The organism is Amnibacterium sp. (genome assembly GCF_036559085.1).
Lineage (GTDB): Bacteria > Actinomycetota > Actinomycetes > Actinomycetales > Microbacteriaceae > Amnibacterium.
This window is the reverse complement of sequence record NZ_DATBTU010000052.1, coordinates 15,156-32,499: the sequence shown is the minus strand read 5'-3', so window position 1 is coordinate 32,499 and position 17,344 is coordinate 15,156. Positions and strand designations below refer to the sequence as shown.

Sequence of the window (17,344 nt, the reverse complement as noted above, 5' to 3'; positions counted from 1 at the left end):
GGAGATCTCGTCCTCGAGCGGCCCGGAGTTGCCGATGCACGTGGTGCAGCCGTAGCCCACGAGGTAGAACCCGAGATCCTGCAGCGGGCCCATCAGACCGGCCTTCTCGTAGTAGTCGGTGACGACCTTCGAGCCGGGCGCGAGCGTGGTCTTCACCCACGGCTTCGCCTTCAGGCCCTTCTCGCTCGCCTTCTTCGCGAGCAGGCCCGCGGCGAGCATCACCGACGGGTTCGACGTGTTCGTGCAGGAGGTGATGGCCGCGATGGCCACGGCGCCGTGGTCGAGCACGAACTCGCCGTTCGCGCCCTTCACCGTCACCGGGTTCGACATCGAGGCCGGCGCGTGGCTGATGTCGGCCTCGGCCTGGAACTGGTGGTGGAAGCTCGCGTCGTCATCCGTCTGCGCGTGCGCCGACTCCTCGTCCTGCGACGTGAAGCCGAGCGGGTCGGATGCGGGGAAGGTGCCCTCGACGGCCTCGTCCACGCGGGAGTGCGCGCCGACCGTGGCGTAGTCACCGAGGTCGTGCTCGAACTGCTCCTTCGCGCGTGAGAGCTCGATCCGGTCCTGCGGGCGGCGCGGGCCGGCGATCGACGGCACGACGGTGGCGAGGTCGAGCTCGAGGTACTCGCTGTAGTCGGGCTCGCGCGCGGGGTCGTGCCAGAGGGTCTGGCGCTTCGCGTACGCCTCGACGAGCGCGACCTGCTCCTCGGACCGCCCGGTGAGCCGCAGGTAGTCGAGGGTGACGTCGTCGATCGGGAAGATCGCGGCGGTCGAGCCGAACTCGGGGCTCATGTTGCCGATCGTCGCGCGGTTCGCGAGCGGCACCTCGCCGACGCCCTCGCCGTAGAACTCGACGAACTTGCCGACCACGCCGTGCTTCCTGAGCATCTGCGTGATCGTGAGCACGACATCCGTCGCGGTCACGCCGGTGGGGATCGCTCCGGTCAGCCTGAAGCCGACCACCTTCGGGATGAGCATGGAGACGGGCTGGCCGAGCATGGCGGCCTCGGCCTCGATGCCGCCGACGCCCCAGCCGAGCACGCCGAGGCCGTTCACCATCGTGGTGTGCGAGTCGGTGCCGACGAGCGTGTCGGGGTAGGCCTGCAGGCGGCCCTCGACGGTGCGGGTGTAGGTGACCCTGGCGAGGTGCTCGATGTTCACCTGGTGGACGATGCCGGTGCCGGGCGGGACGACCTTGAAGTCGTCGAACGCGGTCTGGCCCCAGCGGAGGAACTGGTAGCGCTCGCCGTTGCGCTCGTACTCGATCTCCACGTTGCGCTCGAAGGCGTTCGGGGTGCCGAAGAGGTCGGCGATGACGGAGTGGTCGATGACGAGCTCGGCCGGCGCGAGCGGGTTGACGCGCTTCGGGTCGCCGCCGAGCTCGGCGACGGCCTCGCGCATCGTGGCGAGGTCGACGATGCAGGGCACGCCGGTGAAGTCCTGCATGACCACGCGCGCCGGGGTGAACTGGATCTCGGTGTCCGGCTCGGCGGTGGGCTGCCAGGAGCCGAGCGCGCGGATCTGCCCCTCGGTGACGTTCTTGCCGTCCTCCGTGCGGAGCAGGTTCTCGAGCAGCACCTTGAGGCTGAACGGGAGACGCTCGGCGCCGCGCACCGAGTCGATCGCGAAGATCTCGTGCTCCACGCCGGAGACCGTGAGGGTCGTCCTCGCCCCGAAACTGTCCACTGCGCCCATGCGACTCTCCCTCGTGCTGAGAACGACGGGGTCCGCGCCGGTTCGACCGGTCGTCAGGCTTCGAGAGCGGGCGCGGGCTGCCCCACCGATCACGATACCGGTGGGGTGCGGGGGCACCTGACCGCGGTCAGCCCGGCTGCGGCGCTCGCGCGGCGGTCGCGGCCTGCACGCCGAGCACGGTGATGATCAGGACGATCGAGTAGAGCGGCACGCCGGTCAGGATGCGGGCGATGCCCAGCGGGACGATCTGGTGGGTGAAGTAGAGCGGCAGCTCGACCGCGAGCCGGACGGCGAAGAGCGCGACCCAGCCGAGCGTGAGCCATGCGAAGAGGCGGCGGTGGGCGGCGACCGCGGCGGCCCGCTGGGTGAGCGCGGCGACCGCGACGCCGACGAGCGGCCGCCTGACGAGCAGCGAGGCGAGGAACGCGAGCCCGTAGACGGCGTTGATGAAGAAGCCGGGCACGTAGTTCGTGCTGGCGTCGCCGCTGACGAGCACGAGCACCGCGGACACCCCGACGATGCCGGCCCCGACGCCCGCGGCAGCCGGCCGCTGCCGCCGGATCGCCCGGTAGGCGACGAAGAGGAGCGAGACGGCCAGCGGCACGGCGACGATCACGATCAGCGACGACCGGCCGACCGGGTGCGGCGCGGCGCTGATCGCGGCCACCTGGTACAGCACGACGAAGAGCAGCGGCGGAAGCACGCTCTCCACGACGCCGAGCCACCCGCCGATCGCGGCGAGGAGGCCCCGGGCCGTGAGCGGACCGCCCTGCGCCGCGCGGGCGAGGCCGGTGACCGGGTCCCCGGGGTCGGTCACGCTTCGAGGTAGCGCTGCTGATCGCCGGGATCGGCGGTCGCGCCCTGCGGCATGTGCAGCGGGATGAGGTCGCGCGGCGGCATCGGCGCGGACCCGCGCACGACGACGACGCTGCGGAAGAGCTCCTCGACGAGGGCCGCTGCGGCGGGATCCACGGCGCCCTGGCCGGAGATCACGCCGCGGAGGAACCAGCGGGGGCCGTCGACGCCGACGAACCGGGCGATCCGGGACACCGGCGGCTGGCCGGGGCCGGCCTGCGCGGGGATCTGGGCGAGCAGCTCGGGCCCGAGCGGGCCGTCGACGACGCGGGTGGAGCCGCCCTGCGACAGGATCTGCTGCTGGATCTGGTCGCGGATCTCGTGCCACAGCCCGCTCGAGCGCGGCGCGGCGAACGGCTGGACCTGCAGGCTCGAGTCGGCGAAGTCGAGGCCGACGGCGACGACGCGGCCGGTGCCCTCCTCCACCTCGAGGCGGAGGCCGAGGCCCTCCCGCGGCACGATCTTCACGCCGCCGAGGTCGACGTAGGGGCGGACGGCGTTCGCCTCCGCCTCGTCGTAGGGGCCGTTCAGCGCCCGGTCGGCGGGCGCCGACTTCGGCTGCGGCTCGGGCTCGATCTCGTCGCTCATCCGACCTCCCGTTGATGGCGCACGCCGGTCGATCCGAATCCGGCGCTGCCGCGATGGCTGCCGGGCAGCGCCTCGACCGCGACGAACCGCACGGCGGGCACCGGCAGGACCACCAGCTGGGCGATCCGGTCACCGACCGCGACATCGTACGGCTCCCGCGCATCGGTGTTCAGGAGCGTCACCCGGATCTCGCCGCGGTAGCCGGCGTCGATCGTCCCCGGCGCGTTCACGATGGTGATGCCGTGCTTCGCCGCGAGGCCGCTGCGCGGCAGCACGAAGGCGAGGTGGCCGGTCGGCAGCGCGATCTTGAGGCCCGTGCCCACGGTCGCCCGCTCCCCCGGGTCGAGTCGGACCGCCTCGACGGCGGTCAGGTCGATGCCCGCGTCGCCCGGATGCGCAGGGCCGGCCGGCGCGGCGCCCTCCACCAGCACCTCGATCACGACGTGAGGCTATCGCCGGGACCTGCGACGCCGACCGGCTGCGCCCGGACGCGGACCGACCCGCTGAATCGCGCCGTTCCGGAGTTTTTGGGCGACTCGCCGCCTCCGGCGCCCCTGCCACGGCGTGTCGTCCGGTTTCTCCGGAACGGCGCGATCGAGTGGCTCGGGTCGGACGCATGCGCGCAGGTCACGCGTCCAGGTGGTCGAATGGTGGTGTGACGGACTACCGCGAACGGCTCGTGCCCGGCACCGGCACCGTGATCGTCTGCCTCGTGCTCGCGCCGCTGGCGCTGCTGGTGCTGCTGCCGATCACCCTCGCGGGCGCGATCGCGGCCGCGATCGTCGTGCCGCTGCTCGCGATCGCGGCGCTGGTCGCCGGCGCGCCGGTCGTCGCGATCCAGGACGGCGAGCTCCGGGCGGGTCGCGCCCACATCGACGTGGCCCTCACCGGTCCGGCCGAGGCGTTCCGCGGGGTCGACGCGACCGCGGCGCGCGGCGTGGACCTCGACGCCAGGGCGTGGACCGTCGTCCGCGGCTGGATCGACCCCGTGGTCCGCATCCCGCTGTCGGATCCGGACGACCCGGTGCCCTACTGGCTCGTCTCCACGCGGCGCCCGGAGCGCCTGGTCGCGGCGCTCGACGAGGCCCGTCTCACCGCCGCGAAAGGACGGTGAGACGCCCTCGAGGGCGGTTCGTCGATCCGGTGCGCCCGATCGGGGGCGCTCCCGCCGTGCCGGTGCCGGGTCTACGCCTCGCACTCCCGGCAGACGGGGCCGAGCTTCGACTCGTGGTCGAGCTGGGAGCGGTGCTTCACCAGGAAGCAGCTCACACAGGTGAACTCATCGGCCTGCGGAGGGAGCACCACCACGTCGAGGTCGAGGTCGGACAGGTCGGCGCCCGGCAGCTCGAAGCCCCCGGGGTTGTCCGCGTCCTCCACGTCCACGACCCCGGACATCGTGTCCGGGACGCGCTCCTTCAGCGCCTCGATCGAGTCGGAATCGTCCTCGGTCTTGCGTGGGGCGTCGTAGTCGGTCGCCATTCGATTCCCGTCCTCGTTCTCTTCACCGTCGTGCCCGCGGGCCGGGGTGTCCGGCGCGCGAAGCGGCGACAGTATGCATGAGGCGGAATGCTGATGCAAACGCCTCGTGATCCACGGGTGTGCCGCGGGTCACGGGCGGGGAACATCCGGCACGCCCCGCGTATTTCCTGAGGATCGGCAGGGCGCATGGCATCCTGGCCGACGCCGGGTGCGACCGCCCCCGGTGTCAGGGGGATCGGATGCTCACGCTCAGCGTGATCGGCGTGGAGGACGGCGCGATCATCGCCGCCGCGCCGAGCGGCGAGCGCTTCCGGCTGCCCGTCGACGCCGACCTGCGTGCCCGGCTCCAGGAGGAGCCGCCGGCCCCCGTCGGACCCCGGCTCTCCCCCCGCGAGATCCAGTCGCACGTGCGCGCCGGCCTCAGCGCCCAGCAGGTCGCGGCCCTCACCGGGGCCCCCGTCGCCTACATCGAGCGCTTCGTCGGCCCGGTGATCGCCGAGCGCGAGTACATCACCGAGACGGCCCGCGCCGTGCGCCTCCCGCCGGAGACCGAGGGCGCGCGCGCGAAGACCTTCGGCGCGGTGATGGCCGAGCGCCTCGCCGCCCTCGCCGCGACCGGCGTGCGCTGGACGAGCACGCGGGAGACCAACGGCTGGATCGTCGCGCTCACCTTCACGGCCGACGACATCGAGCACGACGCCCGCTGGCGGTTCGATGCGAAGCGGATGCAGCTGACCCCGGAGAACGTGGAAGCGGCCACGCTCTCGCAGCAGGGCACGCCCGCTGCGCTCACGCCGCGGCTGCGTGCGATCGAGCCGACGGTGCCGATCACCGTGGTGGCGCCCTCGGGTGCCGCCGACGTGCCCGAGCCCGTCGCGCCGCCGGCGCCCGACACCTCCCGCTTCGACAGCGCGATCTTCGCCTTCCCGGATCTTCGGACGCCGGAGGAGCGGGCCGCCGAGGTCCCGGCGCCGAAGCGCTCGAACCGCTCGGCGCCGACCCGGCTGATCCCCGAGCCCGTCGCGGATCCCCGGTTCGGCGAGCCCCAGACCGAGGACCGCGAGCCTGCGCAGCAGGACCGCCGCCCTCGCCACACGGGTCCGACGACCGACCAGCTCGCCTCGCTGTCGCGGCGGCGCGGCGAGCGGGAGCCGAGCATCGACACCGCGTCGCTGCCCGTGACCCGCGCGATGTCGGTGATCGACACGGACGACGAGGACGAGGACGACCCCTTCGCGCGCCGACCGGCGAAGGAGCGGGACACGCCCGCGCCGGTCACCCGTGGCCGCTTCCCGGAGCGCCTGCCGGAGCCGCAGGAGCAGGTCGAGGAGCCGGCGCCGAAGCCCGCGCCGCGGACGGAGGCGCCGATGAAGCGCCCGCGCAGCCGTTCGGGCACGCGCGGGAGCGTGCCGCGGCAGATGGACGAGTCCGGGCCGGTCGAGGGCGCGCCGTCCTCGCGGCCCCGTCGCGGCCGCACCACCATGCCGAGCTGGGACGAGATCGTCTTCGGCCGGGACGAGGACTGAGCCCCTCAGAACGTCAGCAGGGGAACGAGGCGCTCCTCGTCGGTCCACGCCCCGTGCTGGCCGACCATGCCCCTGCCCGCGCCCGTCCGGCCGTCGTAGAACGCCGCGCGGGAGCGCGCCGCGACGAGCACGTCGCCGATCCGCGGCTCGACGGCCGGATCGACGGTCCCGAACCAGCCGGCGTCGATCGCCTCGGCCCGCGTGCGCACGTCGGCGATGCGGCCGAGGGCCGAGCGCCAGCGCTCGGCGACCGCGGTCGCGTCCCCGGGGTCGTCGAGGTGCAGCTGCAGGAGGCGGGGCTCCCCCGCGAGGTGGCGCACGGGATCGAGGAGTCCCGGGATCTCGTCCACGAGCACCTGCTGCGCGCCCGGCACGTCGAGGATCCCGTGGTCGGCGGTGACGAGCATCCGCTCGCCCGGACGCAGGCGGGACGCGGCAGCGGCCACGACCGCGTCGAGCCCCTCCAGCTCGTTCGTCCAGGCTCCCGAGGACCAGCCCTCGCGGTGGGCGACCTGGTCGAGCTCGGGCACGTAGCAGTAGCCGATCGTCCGGCCGCCCTCGGCGAAGGCGTCGAACGCCGCGTCGAACCGGTGCTCGATCGTCCGCGCACCGAGGTACTCCGCGCCGCGGAGCACCGCCGCCGTGAAGCCGGACTCCGCGTAGTGGCGTGGCCCGGTCGCGAACGCGCGGACGCCCTCATCCACGGCGCGCTGGAAGAGCGTCGGCGAGCGCTGCCAGCCCTCGGGCAGCCCGCCGTCGTCGAAGCCGTGCAGCTGGTTCACCACGCGGTCCTGCGCGGGATCGAGCACCGAGTAGCCGATGATGCCGTGCTGCCCGGGATCCGTGCCGGTGGCGAGCGTCGTCAGCGCCGACGCCGTGGTCGTCGGGCAGCCGGTCGCGATCCGGGAGCGCTTGCCGAGCGCTGCCGCCAGGGTCCGGGCATGACCCGACCGGGCCGCGAGCGCCTGCGCGCCGAGGCCGTCGACGAGCACGACGAGCACTCGCTCCGGACGGCCGAGCGGCAGCCGGCCGCCCCCGTCCACGACCGCGGCGAGCGCCCCGGCGAGCACGTCGCGCAGGCCGACGGGCCGGTCCTGCCCTCCCGGTACGATGTCGGCCACGGACAGGCAGTGTGCCATCCCCGTCCCGGCGGGCGCCCAGGCGATCCCGCTCCCCCGGCCGCGTCCGCGGCCCCCTCCCGCTCGACCCGCGGCTCGATGTCGCGGCGGTCGCGCGGACGCAGCCATCGATACGGAACGAGCGCATGACCACCATCGAGCCCGGCGCGACCGGCGAACGCATCGAGGACGTCGACGTCTCGACGGAGATGCAGGGGTCCTTCCTCGAGTACGCCTACTCGGTCATCTACTCCCGCGCCCTGCCCGACGCCCGTGACGGCCTGAAGCCCGTGCAGCGACGGATCCTCTACCAGATGGCCGACATGGGGCTCCGGCCCGACCGCGGGCACGTCAAGAGCGCGCGCGTCGTCGGCGACGTGATGGGCAAGCTCCACCCGCACGGCGACACCGCCATCTACGACGCGCTCGTGCGGATGGCGCAGCCGTTCACGATGCGCCTGCCGCTCATCGACGGGCACGGCAACTTCGGCTCCCTCGACGACGGCCCGGCCGCGCCCCGGTACACGGAGGCGCGCCTCGCGCCCGCGGCGATGGCGATGGTCGCGGACCTCGACGAGGACGTCGTGAACTTCGTGCCGAACTACGACAACCAGCTCGATCAGCCGGAGGTGCTGCCGGCGAGCTTCCCGAACCTGCTCGTCAACGGCGCGAGCGGGATCGCGGTCGGCATGGCGACGAACATGGCGCCCCACAACCTCGCCGAGGTCATCGCCGGCGCCCGGCACCTCATCGCGCACCCCGACGCGTCGCTCGACGACCTGATGCGGTTCATCCCCGGCCCCGACCTGCCGTCGGGCGGCACGATCGTCGGCCTCGCCGGCATCCGGGACGCCTACGCGACCGGCCGGGGGGCGTTCCGCACGCGCGCGAAGGTGCGCGTCGAACCGGTGACCGCACGCAAGCAGGGCCTGATCGTGACCGAGCTGCCCTACCTCGTCGGCCCCGAGCGCGTGATCGAGAAGATCAAGGACGGCGTGCAGGCCAAGAAGCTGGCCGGCATCGCCGACGTGCACGACCTCACCGACGGCGAGCAGGGGCTGAAGCTCGTCATCGAGATCAAGACCGGCTTCGACCCGATGGCGGTGCTCGAGCAGCTCTACCGTGTCACCCCGCTCGAGGAGTCGTTCAGCATCAACAACGTCGCGCTCGTCGACGGCGGCCCGCGCACCCTGGGGCTCCTCGAGCTGCTGCAGGTGTACATCGGCCACCGGATCGACGTCGTCACCCGCCGCACGCGCTACCGGCTGGCGCGGCGCGAGGAGCGGCTGCACCTCGTCGAGGGCCTGCTCATCGCGATCCTCGACATCGACCGCGTCATCGCGATCATCCGCGGCAGCGACGACACCGAGGCCGCGCGGACCGGCCTGATGGACGCCTTCAGCCTGAGCCAGGCGCAGGCGGACTACATCCTCGAGCTGCGGCTGCGCCGCCTCACCCGCTTCTCGACGATCGAGCTCGAGGCGGAGGCGCAGCAGCTCCGCGACGAGATCGAGCAGCTCAGGGCCCTCCTCGAGGACCCGGCGCGGCTCCGCGAGACCGTCTCCGACGAGCTGCAGCAGGCGTCCGACCTGTTCGGCACCCCTCGTCGCACCATGCTCACCGAGGCCACCGCGGCGCCGCCGCGCGCGACGAAGCAGCAGCAGGCCGACCTCGAGATCCGCGACGTGCCCTGCCGCGTCTACCTCTCGACGTCCGGCCGTGCGGTGCGCGTCGACCTCGCCGAGGGCGACGCGGTGGTCGTGTCCGGCCGCCGCGCCCGCCACGACGCCATCCGCTCGCAGGTCGCGGGCACCAGCCGCGGCGAGCTCGGCGCCGTGACGAGCCGCGGACGCCTGGTGCGGTTCTCCCCCGTCTCGCTGCCGGTCGTGCCGCCTGGGGCGGTGCAGCTCGCCGCCGGCACGCCGTTCGGCGCCTACCTCGGCGTCGGCGACGCGGACGAGCACGTGCTCGGGCTCGTGGCGCTCGACGGCGACGCGCCGATCGCGCTCGGCACCCGCAGCGGCGTCGTGAAGCGGATCGCGCCCGGCGCCTGGCCGAACAAGCCGGTCTTCGACCTCATCGGGCTGAAGGACGGCGACGAGGTGGTCGGCGTCGGCCAGGGCGGCGACGACCAGCACCTCGTGCTGATCGCCTCCGACGCCCAGCTGCTGCGCTTCCCCGCGTCGGCGGTCCGGCCGCAGGGCCTCGCAGCGGGCGGCATGGCGGGCATCTCGCTCTCCGGCGACGCCAAGGTCATCGCCTTCGCGGCCGTCGATCCGGCGGATGCCGTGGTCGCGACGGTGTCGAACGTCGCCACGACGCTCGACGCGATCGACCCGGGCCGCGGCAAGCTCACCTCCCTGTCGGACTTCCCGGCGAAGGGCCGGGCCACCGGCGGCGTGCGGGCCCAGACGATGGGTCGCGGCGAGTCCGGCCTCGCGCTCGCCTGGGCCGGCCCCGCGCCCGCCCTGGCGGTCGCCCGGGACGGGGCGGCCCGCCGCTTCCCCGACACGCTCGCCCGCCGCGACGCCGCGGGCATCCCGCTCGAGGCCGTCGTCGACGCCTTCGGCACCGCCGCCCGCTGACCGTGCCCGCCGGCCCCTGGATGCAGGACGGCGCCCGTGTGCGGTTCGGATGGGGGCCGACCGAGCTCGCCGTGCTGCTCGACGGGATCGACGGCCCGAGCGTCGTCGTCGTGGTCGACGTGCTCTCCTTCAGCACGGCGGTCGTGGCCGCCGTCGATGCCGGCGTCGCCGTGCGGCCCGTCGCGTACCGCCCGGGCGAGCCGCTCGAGGTGCCTTCCGGGGACCTCCTGGCCGGCCCGAGGGGCGACGGCCGGGTCTCGCTCTCGCCGGGGTCGCTGACCGCGCTGCCCGCCGGTACTCGAGTGGTGCTGCCCTCACCCAACGGGGCGACGATCTGCGCCGCGGCGGCCGGCCGCGGCGCGCAGGTGCTCGTCGGGTCGCTGCGGAACGCGGCGGCGGTGGTCCGGGACCTCCGCCAGCGGCTCGCGTCCGACCCGTCGTGCGCCGTCGTGGTGATCGCGGCCGGTGAGCGCTGGCCGGACGGCGGCCTGCGTCCAGCACTCGAGGACCTCGCAGGAGCAGCCCTCGTGCTCGCCGGGCTGCCGCAGGACCTCCTGTCGGCCGAGGCGCGCGTCGCCGCGAGCACACGGATCGACGTCGTCGATCTCGCGGGGTGCGCGAGCGCACGGGAGCTCGTCCTCGCCGGGTACGGGCACGACGTCGAAGTGGCGCTCGAGCGCGACGCGTCCGCATCCGTGCCCGTGATCGATGCCGACGGTTGGGTGTTCTCCCAGGGTTGAGCTCTGGCCGGGGGTAGAACGATCGGTTGGGATTGCCGGATGCAGACCTGCAACTTAGCGTCCTGATAGGTGCTCCCCTAGCGCCGTCCGCCTCTCCGGCGGAGTGGAAAACCCCTGTTGCAGCGAGGAAATCGTCTTGCCTGAACCATCCTTCAGGCGTGCTTCGGCGCGCCGTCTCCTGTCCATCACCGCGTGCGTCGCCGCAGTCGCCGGCCTGTCGCTGACCGCCGTGTCGGCGAGCGCGGCCGAGCCGAACACCGCGATCCCGAACTCGAAGCCCTCGTGGGTCGCGAAGGCCACCAAGGTCGGTACGCCGGCCGGCACGGCGACGACCTCGGTCCGGGTCTACCTGGCCCCGAAGGGCGGGCTCGCCGCGCTCAAGGCCGATGCGCTCGCGGTCTCGACCCCGGGCTCCGCCACATACGGGCACTTCATCACCCCGGCCCAGTACCGGGCCCGGTACGCGCCCTCGGCGGCGACCGTGCACTCGGTCGAGGCCTACCTGCGGGCCGCCGGCCTGAAGGTCACGGGCGTGGAGGCCAGCAACCGGTACATCAGCCTCACGGGTGACGTCGCGGCCGCGCAGAAGGCCTTCCACACGACGATCGGCCGGTTCAAGCACAACGGGAAGACGGTTCAGGCGCCGACCGCGGCGCTGAGCCTGCCGAGCTCGATCTCCTCGCTCGTCTCGACGGTCACCGGCCTCGACACGACGCCGCGGCTCGTGAAGCCGACCGCGCCGACGCCGGTCTCGCCCGGCGCGGGCTTCCGCAACGCGCGCCCGTGCTCCACCGACTACGGCCAGGTCGCCGCGAAGTACCAGGCGGACTTCAAGACCCCGCTGCCGAAGTTCCACGGCAAGACGCTGCCCTACGCCGTGTGCGGCTACACCGGCCCGCAGCTGCGCGCCGCGTACGAGGGCGCCACGGCACTCGACGGCTCGGGTGTGACCGTCGCGATCACGGACGCCTACGCGTCCCCCACGATCGCGAAGGACGCGAACAGGTACGCCACCGAGCACGGTGACGGCGCGTACACCTCCGGCCAGCTGACCCAGGTGACCCCGCCGGCGAACAAGTACACGGACCTCGCCGCGTGCGGCGCTTCCGGCTGGTTCGGCGAGCAGACCCTCGACGTCGAGGCGGTGCACGCCATGGCGCCGGCCGCGAAGATCCGCTACTACGGCGGGACGAGCTGCCAGGACAGCGACCTGCTGACCACGCTGGCGAAGGTCGTGGACGACAACAAGGCGAGCCTCGTCTCCAACTCGTGGGGCGACGTCGCGGAGGCCCAGTCGGCCGACGCGATCAACGCGTACGAGCAGGTGTTCCTCCAGGGTTCCATGCAGGGCATCTCCTTCATGTTCAGCTCCGGTGACAACGGCGACGAGCTCGCGAACACGGGCATCAAGCAGGTCGACTACCCGACCTCCGACCCGTACGTGACGAGCGTCGGCGGCACCTCGACGGCCATCGGCGCCGGCGGCAAGCTGCTCGGCCAGACCGGCTGGGGCACCGACAAGTACTCGCTGTCCGCGGACGGCAAGTCGTGGTCCTTCGTCGGCTACTCCTACGGCGCGGGCGGCGGTACCTCGACGCTGTTCAACAAGCCCTCGTACCAGACCGGTGTGGGTGGCGGCAGCCGTCAGGTCCCCGACGTCGCCCTCGACGCCGACCCGACCACGGGCATGCTCGTCGGCCAGACGCAGACCTTCTCGGACGGCGTCTACTACGACGAGTACCGCATCGGCGGCACCAGCCTCGCCTCCCCGCTCTTCGCGGGCATGACGGCGCTGACCCTGCAGAGCGCCGGCCACCGCGCGGGCCTGCTGAACCCGAAGGTGTACCAGACGCGGTCGGCGTTCACGGATGTCACGGGCAACCCCCTCGACGCCGGCAACGTCCGCGTCGACTTCGCGAACGGCGAGAACGCAGACAACGGCCTGCTCTACTCGGTCCGCACGTTCGACCAGGACAGCTCGCTGGTGGTCAAGCCCGGTTACGACCAGGTGACCGGTGTCGGCGTGCCGAACACGAAGTGGCTCACCGCACTCAAGTGAGGCGGTAGCCGATGAGAAGGGCCCGGGAGCGCTGCTCCCGGGCCCTTCTCATACATCGACGCCTACGCGTCGATGCGCTCCCGGTCGAGGCCGTTGGAGCCCTCGATGATGAACTCCTTGCGCGGGGCCACGTCGTTGCCCATGAGCAGCTCGAACGTGCGCTCGGCTGCCGCGGCGTCCGCGATCCGCACCCGGCGGAGCGTCCGGTGCCGGCGGTCCATCGTCGTGACCTTCAGCTGCGAGGCGTCCATCTCCCCGAGACCCTTGTAGCGCTGGATCGGGTCCTGGTACCGCTTGCGGTCGCGCTTCAGCTGCGCCAGCACCCCGGCGAGCTCCTGCTCGCTGTAGGTGTAGATCGGCTCCGTCTTCTTGCTGCCCATCACCACGACGCGGTGCAGCGGCGGCACCGCCGCGAACACGCGGCCCTCGTCGAGCAGCGGCCGCATGTACCGGAAGAAGAGGGTGAGCAGCAGCGTGCGGATGTGCGCGCCGTCGACATCAGCGTCGCTCATCAGGATGACCTTGCCGTAGCGGGCCGACTCGAGGTCGAACGTGCGGCCCGAGCCGGCGCCGACCGCCTGGATGATCGCGGCGCACTCGGCGTTCGCGAGCATGTCGCCGATCGACGCCTTCTGGACGTTCAGGATCTTCCCTCGGATGGGCATCACGGCCTGGTACTCGCTGTTGCGGGCCAGCTTCGCCGTCCCGAGGGCGGAGTCGCCCTCGACGATGAACAGCTCGGTGTCCGCCACCACGTTGGACCGGCAGTCGGAGAGCTTCGCGGGCAGCGACGACGACTCGAGCGCGGTCTTGCGGCGCTGCGTCTCCTTGTGGGTGCGCGCGGAGATGCGCGCCTTCATCTCGCCGACGACCTTCTCGAGCAGCACGCCGGTCTGGGCCTTGTCCTCGCGCTTCGTCGACGTGAAGCGCTCCGTGAGGGCGTTGGTCACGACGTTCCGAACGATCTGGCGCACGGCCGGCGTGCCGAGCACCTCCTTCGTCTGCCCCTCGAACTGCGGTTCGGGCAGCCGCACGGTGAGCACGGCGGTGAGCCCCGCCATGACGTCGTCCTTCTCGAGCTTCTCGGTCTGCCCGACCTTCAGCCGCCGGGCGTTGTCGGCCACCTGCGTCTGCAGCACCTTGTACAGCGCGGCGTCGAAGCCCTGGTTGTGGGTGCCGCCCTTCGGCGTCGTGATGATGTTCACGAAGCTGCGCACCGTGGTCTCGTACCCGGTGCCCCAGCGGAGCGCCAGGTCGACCTCGCAGGTGCGCCGCACCTCGGTGGACTCCATGTGGCCGTTGGCCTGCAGCACCGGGATGTTCTCGCTGAACTCCCCCGACCCCTGGATGCGCCAGGTGTCGGTGAGCGGCGCGTCGGAGGAGAGGTAGTCCACGAACTCGGCGATGCCGCCCTCGTAGTGGAACTCCTCGATCGTCGGCGTCTCCCCGCGGAGGTCCTCGATGGTGATGGCCAGCCCCGGCACGAGGAACGCGGTCTGCCGGGCACGTGACGCGAGGTCGGGCAGGGAGAACTGCGCGTCGCGGATGAAGATCTGCCGGTCGGCCCAGTAGCGCACCCGGGTGCCGGTGCGGCCGCGAGGGGCCTTGCCGATGACGCGGAGCTGGCTGCCCGACACGAACGGCTCGAAGGGCGCGTCGGGCGACGGTGCCGCACCGGGCGGATCGGCGAAGACGCCGGGCTCGCCGCGGTGGAACGACATCGCGTAGGTCTTGCCGCCGCGGTCCACCTCGACGTCGAGCCGCTCGGACAGCGCGTTCACGACCGAGGCGCCGACCCCGTGGAGTCCGCCGGACGCCGCGTAGGAGCCGCTGCCGAACTTGCCGCCGGCGTGCAGCTTGGTGAACACGACCTCGACGCCCGACAGGCCGGTCTTCGGCTCGATGTCGACGGGGATGCCGCGCGCCGTGTCACGCACCTCGACGCTGGCGTCCGGGTGCAGGACGACCTCGATGCGGTCGCCGTGCCCGCCGAGCGCCTCGTCGACGGAGTTGTCGATGATCTCCCAGAGGCAGTGCATGAGGCCGCGGGAATCCGTCGAGCCGATGTACATGCCGGGTCGTTTGCGCACCGCCTCGAGTCCTTCGAGGACGGACAGGTGACGCGCCGAGTAGTCGCTGGAAGCCATCCTGTTCACCGTAACCGCGCGGCAGGACAGCGCCGGCGCACGCGCCCGGTCCGGCCGAGAACCGGGTCAGGTCCCCCGTCCCGTCGCGACAGCCGCGCCACCGCCACGGTCGTCGCTCCCGGCGGCCTCCGGCGACCCGGGCGCCCGGTCTGGGGGTACGCGTTCAGCGAACGACCCGCGGACTACACGCACCCGTCCACCCTGCGCGTGCTTACATGTCCGTACCGGTTCGGCAACGCACACCGCAAGGAGGTCACGATGACGCGTTCGGGAGACCACGGCCCGCTCGATTCGCTCGAGTCGCAGTTCTCGCTCACCGCGCTCGATCGCTGCGACAGCTGCGGTGCGCAGGCGTACATCCGCGTCGAGCTCGACAGCGGAGAGCTGCTCTTCTGCGCCCACCACGGCAAGAAGTACCAGGAGAAGCTCGCGGGAATCGCCCAGAGCTGGCACGACGAGTCGAGCAAGCTCCTCGAGGAGACCAAGGCCTAGTCGCTTCCAGCGACACGATGAAGGGCCCGCCGGTTCGCCGGCGGGCCCTTTTTCGGTCCCTGTTCGCTGAACGTCCGCTGCGAATCTCGCACCGGATGCGGCCGCTCAGCGCAGGGTGACGGTGCGCAGCAGCCGGTCGCGGACGACCGCGGCCGCGGCGTCGGCCGCCGTCGCCTGCGCGGCCGTCGGGACGATCCGGCGGCCGAACGCGCGCGCGAGCAGGGCGTCGGCCAGCGCCGGGTTCTTCGCGAGGACGGGTCCGTGCATCCGGGTGCCGACGATCGACCCGTGCCGCACGCCGTCGACACCTCTGCCGTCGCCGATGCCGTGCACGACCCGGCCGAGCGGCGCGACGCCGGGGTCGAGCCGGAAGCCGCGGGCGTGGTTCTCGTAGCCGACCAGCCGGCCCTCCGGCGCGTCGACGACGAGGTCGTCGGTGACGCGGACCTCGAGGGGGCTCGTGCTGCCGGGCAGCAGGCCGGCGCCGTCGACGACCGTGCCGTCGTCGAGAGCGATGCGCGAGCCGAGCAGCTCCATGCCGGTGCCGACCGCGAGCAGCGGCACCCCGGCGTCGAGCCACGCGGTGAGCCGCGGGAGCAGCGTGTGCAGGGCGTCGCGCAGGCGCGGGAGCGCCGAGTCGACGCTCGAGCCGAGCACGACGGCGACGGGGTCGACGGCCGGCTCCTGCCCGATCGGGATCGGCAGCACCGCCGCATCCTCCCCCGCCCACTCGGCGCGCCGGGCGAGCACGAGCGCGTTCTGCGCGTCGCCGTTGACGTCGGTGAGCTCGGGGAAGAGCGCGGCGATGGCGGCGCTCATGACGTGAGCCCCAGGTGCGCGCGGGTGCGGCGCATCGCGTCCGCGGTGAAGACGATGGTCTTCAGCCCGCGGGCCGGCGTGGGCAGCGACAGGAAGTGGTCGACGGCGGCCGTGAGGTCCGGCTCGATCCGCACGACCTGGACCCCCTGGTAGAGCAGCTGCAGGGCCATGTCCTCCGCCTTCGAGCCGGTGACGACGAGCGCCCGGCCGATCCGGGAGGAGTCGGCCGGCCAGAAGTAGGACGGGTCCCGCACGTCGGAGCCCATCGCGACGAGCACCTGGTCGAGTCCCTCCTCGAGCTCGTCGACGTTGAGCTGGAAGCTCGCGGGGTTCTGCACGAGCACGAACTCGACCGGCACGCCGCGCACGGTGACGACCTCGCCACGGCCGAAGACCGCGGGCATCGCCGAGATCGCGGCGACGGCGCGCTCGGCGTCGAAGGCGTCGCCGAGCACCTCCTTCGCCGCGGTGAGGGCGCCGGCGGCGTCCACCGCGTAGTGGATGCCCCGGGCGGGGAGCTGGACCTGGTGCTGCACCCCGTGCAGCAGGATCGCCGCGGAGGACCCGGCGACCGCGGTGACGACGGCCCCGTCGGCGTCCGCGGGACGGATGGTCTCGGCGTAGCCGAGGCCGCGGGGCGCCGCCGCGAGCACGCCGTCGGTCACACCGAACCGGCGCACCGGCACACCGGTGCGGATGCGGGCGAGCATGCCGTCGTCACCGTTCACCACGAGGCACCCGGTGGCGGTCGCGGCGATGCGCCGCAGCATCCCGAGCACCTTGTCGGAGTCGTGGAACCGGTCGATCTGGTCCGTCATCACGTTCGTGAGCAGCACGACGCGGGAGGCGAAGCGGTCGGAGAGCAGCGCGCCGTGGCCCTCGTCCATCTCGAGCACGGCGAGGTCCGCGTCGATCCCGCCGGTGAGGCTCGCGCGCTCGAGCAGGGCCGAGGTCAGGCCCTGGCTGATGTTCGCGGTCGAGGGATTCGTGAAGACGCGCTTGCCGTGCGCCTCGAGGACGGCGACGAGCATCTTCGTGGTCGTCGACTTGCCGGCGGAGCCGGAGACGACGACGAGGCCCTCGGGGAACGACGACAGCATCGAGCCGAGGAAGCGCGGCGCGAGCCGGTTGACGACCAGGCCCGGAACCGCCGACCCGCCCCCGGGCTTCCGGAGGCGGGCGGCGATCCGCACGGCCCGGCCGATCGCGACGGCCGGCGCCCAGCGGAGCGGCATGCAGGT

Annotated in this window: 15 protein-coding genes; 6 read left to right on the top strand and 9 right to left on the bottom strand. The window is 72.8% G+C overall.

Annotated features, from left to right (window positions below):
- The 4 genes from acnA to dut form a co-directional block, all read right to left on the bottom strand.
- On the bottom strand, nt 1-1,695 hold a 1,695-nt coding region (gene acnA / locus VIG76_RS08990), incomplete at its 3' end, for an aconitate hydratase (protein ID WP_331953311.1).
- 127 nt (nt 1,696-1,822) lie between these two features.
- Complete coding sequence (locus VIG76_RS08985; RefSeq protein WP_331953309.1) at nt 1,823-2,512, bottom strand: DUF3159 domain-containing protein; 690 nt, start codon at nt 2,510-2,512, stop codon at nt 1,823-1,825.
- A complete protein-coding gene (locus VIG76_RS08980; RefSeq protein WP_331953307.1) occupies nt 2,509-3,138 on the bottom strand; it encodes a DUF3710 domain-containing protein in 630 nt (209 codons plus the stop codon). The genes VIG76_RS08985 and VIG76_RS08980 overlap by 4 nt, the downstream gene beginning before the upstream one ends.
- Nucleotides 3,135-3,578 (bottom strand): dUTP diphosphatase, encoded by a 444-nt coding sequence (gene dut, locus VIG76_RS08975; RefSeq protein ID WP_331953305.1) that lies wholly within the window; start codon nt 3,576-3,578, stop codon nt 3,135-3,137. Before dut ends, VIG76_RS08980 begins: the two co-directional genes overlap by 4 nt.
- 215 nt (nt 3,579-3,793) lie before the next feature.
- Between dut and VIG76_RS08970 the strand changes: the two genes are divergently transcribed.
- Nucleotides 3,794-4,252, top strand: a complete 459-nt coding sequence (locus VIG76_RS08970) for a DUF3093 domain-containing protein (RefSeq protein WP_331953303.1) — start codon at nt 3,794-3,796, stop codon at nt 4,250-4,252.
- Between the two features lie 71 nt (nt 4,253-4,323).
- On the opposite strand, the gene VIG76_RS08965 is transcribed toward VIG76_RS08970, so the two are convergent.
- Nucleotides 4,324-4,617 carry a DUF4193 domain-containing protein gene (locus VIG76_RS08965; protein ID WP_331953301.1) on the bottom strand — a complete coding sequence of 98 codons (294 nt, stop codon included), beginning with the start codon at nt 4,615-4,617 and terminating at the stop codon, nt 4,324-4,326.
- Between the two features lie 239 nt (nt 4,618-4,856).
- Between VIG76_RS08965 and sepH the strand changes: the two genes are divergently transcribed.
- Entirely contained in the window at nt 4,857-6,143 is a 1,287-nt protein-coding gene (sepH, locus tag VIG76_RS08960) for a septation protein SepH (protein ID WP_331953299.1), read from the top strand.
- Between the two features lie 5 nt (nt 6,144-6,148).
- Here sepH and VIG76_RS08955 read toward each other — a convergent pair whose 3' ends face one another.
- Nucleotides 6,149-7,264: an alkaline phosphatase family protein gene (locus VIG76_RS08955; RefSeq protein ID WP_331953297.1), complete on the bottom strand. Its 1,116-nt coding sequence runs from the start codon at nt 7,262-7,264 to the stop codon at nt 6,149-6,151.
- Nucleotides 7,265-7,407: 143 nt separating this feature from the next.
- On the opposite strand from VIG76_RS08955, the gene VIG76_RS08950 reads away from it, so the two are divergent.
- From VIG76_RS08950 to VIG76_RS08940, 3 genes are all read left to right on the top strand, one after another.
- Nucleotides 7,408-9,846, top strand: coding sequence for a DNA gyrase/topoisomerase IV subunit A (locus VIG76_RS08950; protein WP_331953295.1), 2,439 nt, complete (start codon nt 7,408-7,410; stop codon nt 9,844-9,846).
- A gap of 2 nt (nt 9,847-9,848) precedes the next feature.
- The gene (locus VIG76_RS08945; protein WP_331953293.1) at nt 9,849-10,586 is read left to right on the top strand and encodes a 2-phosphosulfolactate phosphatase; all 738 of its coding nucleotides are present in this window, start codon (nt 9,849-9,851) and stop codon (nt 10,584-10,586) included.
- Between the two features lie 136 nt (nt 10,587-10,722).
- Nucleotides 10,723-12,645 (top strand): S53 family peptidase, encoded by a 1,923-nt coding sequence (locus VIG76_RS08940; protein ID WP_331953291.1) that lies wholly within the window; start codon nt 10,723-10,725, stop codon nt 12,643-12,645.
- 62 nt (nt 12,646-12,707) lie between these two features.
- On the opposite strand, the gene VIG76_RS08935 is transcribed toward VIG76_RS08940, so the two are convergent.
- Nucleotides 12,708-14,792, bottom strand: coding sequence for a DNA gyrase/topoisomerase IV subunit B (locus VIG76_RS08935; protein ID WP_331953289.1), 2,085 nt, complete (start codon nt 14,790-14,792; stop codon nt 12,708-12,710).
- Between the two features lie 258 nt (nt 14,793-15,050).
- Here VIG76_RS08935 and VIG76_RS08930 point away from each other — a divergent pair, with 258 nt between their 5' ends.
- Nucleotides 15,051-15,284: a DUF7455 domain-containing protein gene (locus VIG76_RS08930; protein ID WP_331953287.1), complete on the top strand. Its 234-nt coding sequence runs from the start codon at nt 15,051-15,053 to the stop codon at nt 15,282-15,284.
- 105 nt (nt 15,285-15,389) lie between these two features.
- Here VIG76_RS08930 and VIG76_RS08925 read toward each other — a convergent pair whose 3' ends face one another.
- On the bottom strand, nt 15,390-16,103 hold the full coding sequence (locus VIG76_RS08925) for a glutamine amidotransferase (RefSeq protein WP_331953285.1): 714 nt from the start codon (nt 16,101-16,103) through the stop codon (nt 15,390-15,392).
- A complete protein-coding gene (locus tag VIG76_RS08920) occupies nt 16,100-17,338 on the bottom strand; it encodes a MurT ligase domain-containing protein (RefSeq protein ID WP_331953283.1) in 1,239 nt (412 codons plus the stop codon). The genes VIG76_RS08925 and VIG76_RS08920 overlap by 4 nt, the downstream gene beginning before the upstream one ends.
- Between the last annotated feature and the right edge of the window lie 6 nt (nt 17,339-17,344).